This is a genomic window from Nonomuraea sp. NPDC003201, from assembly GCF_053590415.1.
Window position 1 is genome coordinate 1 of record NZ_JBSFTC010000627.1, and the last position, 3012, is coordinate 3012.

Sequence of the window (3012 nt, forward strand, 5' to 3'; positions counted from 1 at the left end):
TGAGGACGGGCCTGCGGCGCGGCCAGCCGGACGAGGCCGGCCGCCAGGGCCGCCCCGCAGGCGCCGATGGCCACGCTGAGCAGCGGCAGCGGGGACGAGGGGCGCAGCGGAGGCACCGCCGAGGCGAAGGGCACCAGCCGTACGCGGGTGTCGGCGGCATGGGCGTTGGCGTAGGCGATCAGCGCGGCGGCCGCCTGGTTGACGCGGTCGGCGGCCTCCCGCGCGCCGGTCGCCACGGAGGTGAGCCGCACCAGCGGGGCGTCGGGCGAGGCCGCCGCCCGCAGGCTGTCCTGCTCGTCCGCGGCGCCGACGAGGAAGCCGGGATGACTGGATATCCGTGCGTAGGCGGCGGCGAACCCGGCCGCCTGCGCCGGGTCACCGCCGGCCACCGCGACGTACGCCTCGGCGGCGTAGACGGTGTCGCGGGCCAGCGCGTAGGCCACCCCGCCCAGCGCCCCGAGCGCCAGGGACAGCGGAAGCCACCATCGCACGAGCAGGCCCGTGATGCGGACCCAGGTCCATGTCATCGTCACTCCTCGGTGGGTTCGGCGCCCAGCAGGCGCAGGTAGAGCCGCTCCAGCTGGTCCGCCTGGCGGCGGACGTCGTAGAGCCGGACGGCATCGGGCGGTGGCAGCCTGAGAGGCGGGCGGTCGGCGAGGCCGGACAGCTCCGCGGCGAGCCGGTGCGGCTCGACGCGCCGTGCTCCCGGGGCCGAGCCGGGCGGCAGGTCCTCGACGGCCGGGCAGGCGTCGTACAGGACGGGCAGGCCGGACGCGAGCGCCTCGACGACGGCCACGCCGAACGTCTCCTCGACGGAGGGCGCGGCCAGCACGTCCATCGCCATCATCAGGGCCCCCACGTCGGGCGACTCCCCCGCGAAGATCACCCTGTCCTCGGCCCCGGCCTCGCGGGCCAGCTCCCGCAACTGCGGCTCGCAGGAGCCGGAGCCGACCAGGAGCAGGGCGGCGTGTTCGAGCGGCGGCAGGGCCCTGATCAGCGTGTCGAAGCGCTTGCTCGGCTCCAGGCGGCCGACGCCGCCGATCACGAACGCGTTCTCGGGCAGGCCGAGCCGCTCCCGGGTGCGCCGGCGCAGGGCCGCGTCGAAGCCGAAGGCCTCGCCGTCGACGCCGTTCGGGACCACCGCGATGCGCGAGCGGGGGACGCCCCACCTCGACAGCCGGTCGGCCACGGTCGGCGAGACGGCCACGGTCAGGTGCCCGAGCAGCTCGCTGGCCAGGTACAGCGCCCTGATCGAGCGGGTCAGGCGGCGTCCCTCGACGTGCTCGCGCCCGATCGAATGCTCGGTCGCCACGATCGCCGGCACGTTCGCCAGCCGCGCCGCCAGCCGGCCGTACACGCAGGCGCGGTACAGATGGGTGTGCACCACGTCGTAGCGGCGCCCGCGCATGAGCCGGGCCAGCCGGCCGACGGCGCGCAGGTCCCTGTTGCCGCGCATGCCGACGTGGTGGACGGGCACGCCGGAGCCCTCGATGGCCTCCGCGACCACCCCGTGCCCGGTGAGCACCGCGACCTCGCACCGGACCCGCAGGTACGGCAGCAGGGCCCGAAGCTGCTGCTCCGCGCCGCCCGCGGCCAGGCCGGTGATGACGTGCAGGACCTTCACCAGCCCCACCGGACCCGGTGCCGTGCCCGCTTGGCGTGCAGCCGCAGCGCGCCGTCCCGCTCGCCCACGTACGTGCGCGGCAGCGCGTACAGGCCGGTGAGCTCGGACTTCCAGATGGCGCAGGCGTAGGAGTAGCCCGTCTCGCGGACGGCGGCCAGCTCGCGGGCGTTGACGTGCCCGTACGGGTAGCAGAACCCGCTCACCTGGCGGCCCAGCAGGTCCTCCAGCGCCGCCTTGCTGCCGGCCACCTCCTGGTGGAGCTCGTCGTCGCGCAGCCCGGACAGCGAGTAGTGCCCGGCCGAGTGCGAGCCGATCTCCATGCCCTGCCGCGCGGCCCAGCGCAGGCCCTCGGTGTCCATGAGCCGCTTGCGCGGGGAGCCGGCGTCCCAGGCGTTGTGCTCGCCGATCAGGCCGGTGACCACGAAGACCGTGGCCGTGAAGCCGTACTTGCGCAGGACGGGCACGACCTCGCTGAGGAAGTCGCCGTACCCGTCGTCGAAGGTGAGCCCGACCAGGCCGCGCGTGCTCCGGGCGCGCGTGAGCTCGAGCATCGAGACCCCGGACAGGCCGCGCCGGGCGAGCCAGCGCATCTGCCGGGCGAAGCGGTCGGGCGAGACGGTGACGTGAAGCGGGTCGCTGTCGTATTTGTCCACGGAGTGGTACATGAGCACCAGCGGCATCGCGGTCATGAGCGACCTCGCATCCTGATCAAATGGGTGATCTTGGTGGTGTCGGTGAGCGTGGCCGTGGCCCCCGAGAGGGCCGCGACAGCGGAGAAGGTGACGGCGATCGCGGCGCCGGTCGAAGCCAGGGCGATCGGCGGCGGCAGGTCCGCCAGCAGCGTCCGCGCGCCCCAGCCCGCTCCGACGGCGGCCGCGGTGGCCAGCAGCAGGCCGCTGAGCGGGACCAGCGCCGTGTGGGCGGGCAGGGCGAGGGCCTGCCGCCGCAGTCCCGCGAGCAGCAGCGCGGCGGTCAGGGTGATCCCGGCCGCGTTCGCCGCGGCGATCCCCGTCACGCCCCACTCCGGGCGGGCCAGCACGACCGTCGCGGCCAGCCCCGCGCCCATCGCGAGGGCCGGGTACCAGGACGCGCGGGCGCCGCAGAAGTAGACGCGGCAGACGACCCCGACCACGGCCTGGCCGAGCAGCCCCAGCGCGTACACCCGCATGATCCGCGCGGTGGCGGCGGTGTCGGCCTCGGTGAACGCGCCGTACTGCAGCAGGAGGGCCACGACGTCCGGAGCGCAGACGAGCAGCGCCGCGGTGGCGGCCAGCACGATCGCCGAGGCGCTGACCAGGTCGTCGGCGCGCGGAAGGACTGCTGGTCTACCTGATGGCTGATGAGGCGGCGCGTCTGCTGACCGCAGTCGGTGAGCTCTCCGCGCCGGG

The 3012-nt window shown here is 75.2% G+C and carries 4 protein-coding genes; all 4 read right to left on the reverse strand.

Features of this window, described 5'->3' with window-relative positions; translation table 11 throughout:
* Positions 1-527: hypothetical protein (locus ACWDX9_RS61875; protein WP_449973210.1), on the reverse strand; the 527-nt coding region annotated here is incomplete at its 3' end.
* 2 nt (positions 528-529) lie between these two features.
* Positions 530-1624, reverse strand: a complete 1095-nt coding sequence (locus ACWDX9_RS61880) for a glycosyltransferase (protein ID WP_449973211.1) — start codon at positions 1622-1624, stop codon at positions 530-532.
* On the reverse strand, positions 1621-2313 hold the full coding sequence (locus ACWDX9_RS61885; protein WP_449973212.1) for a polysaccharide deacetylase family protein: 693 nt from the start codon (positions 2311-2313) through the stop codon (positions 1621-1623). Before ACWDX9_RS61885 ends, ACWDX9_RS61880 begins: the two co-directional genes overlap by 4 nt.
* Positions 2310-3012, reverse strand: a 703-nt coding sequence (locus ACWDX9_RS61890) for a lipid II flippase MurJ (protein ID WP_449973213.1), incomplete at its 5' end; no start/stop codon positions are given. The genes ACWDX9_RS61890 and ACWDX9_RS61885, both read right to left, overlap by 4 nt.

Excerpts from the sequence above, each read along its gene's own strand:
- ACWDX9_RS61885 (WP_449973212.1), bottom strand. The coding sequence starts at position 2,313 with ATGACCGCGATGCCGCTGGTGCTCATGTACCACTCCGTGGACAAATAC.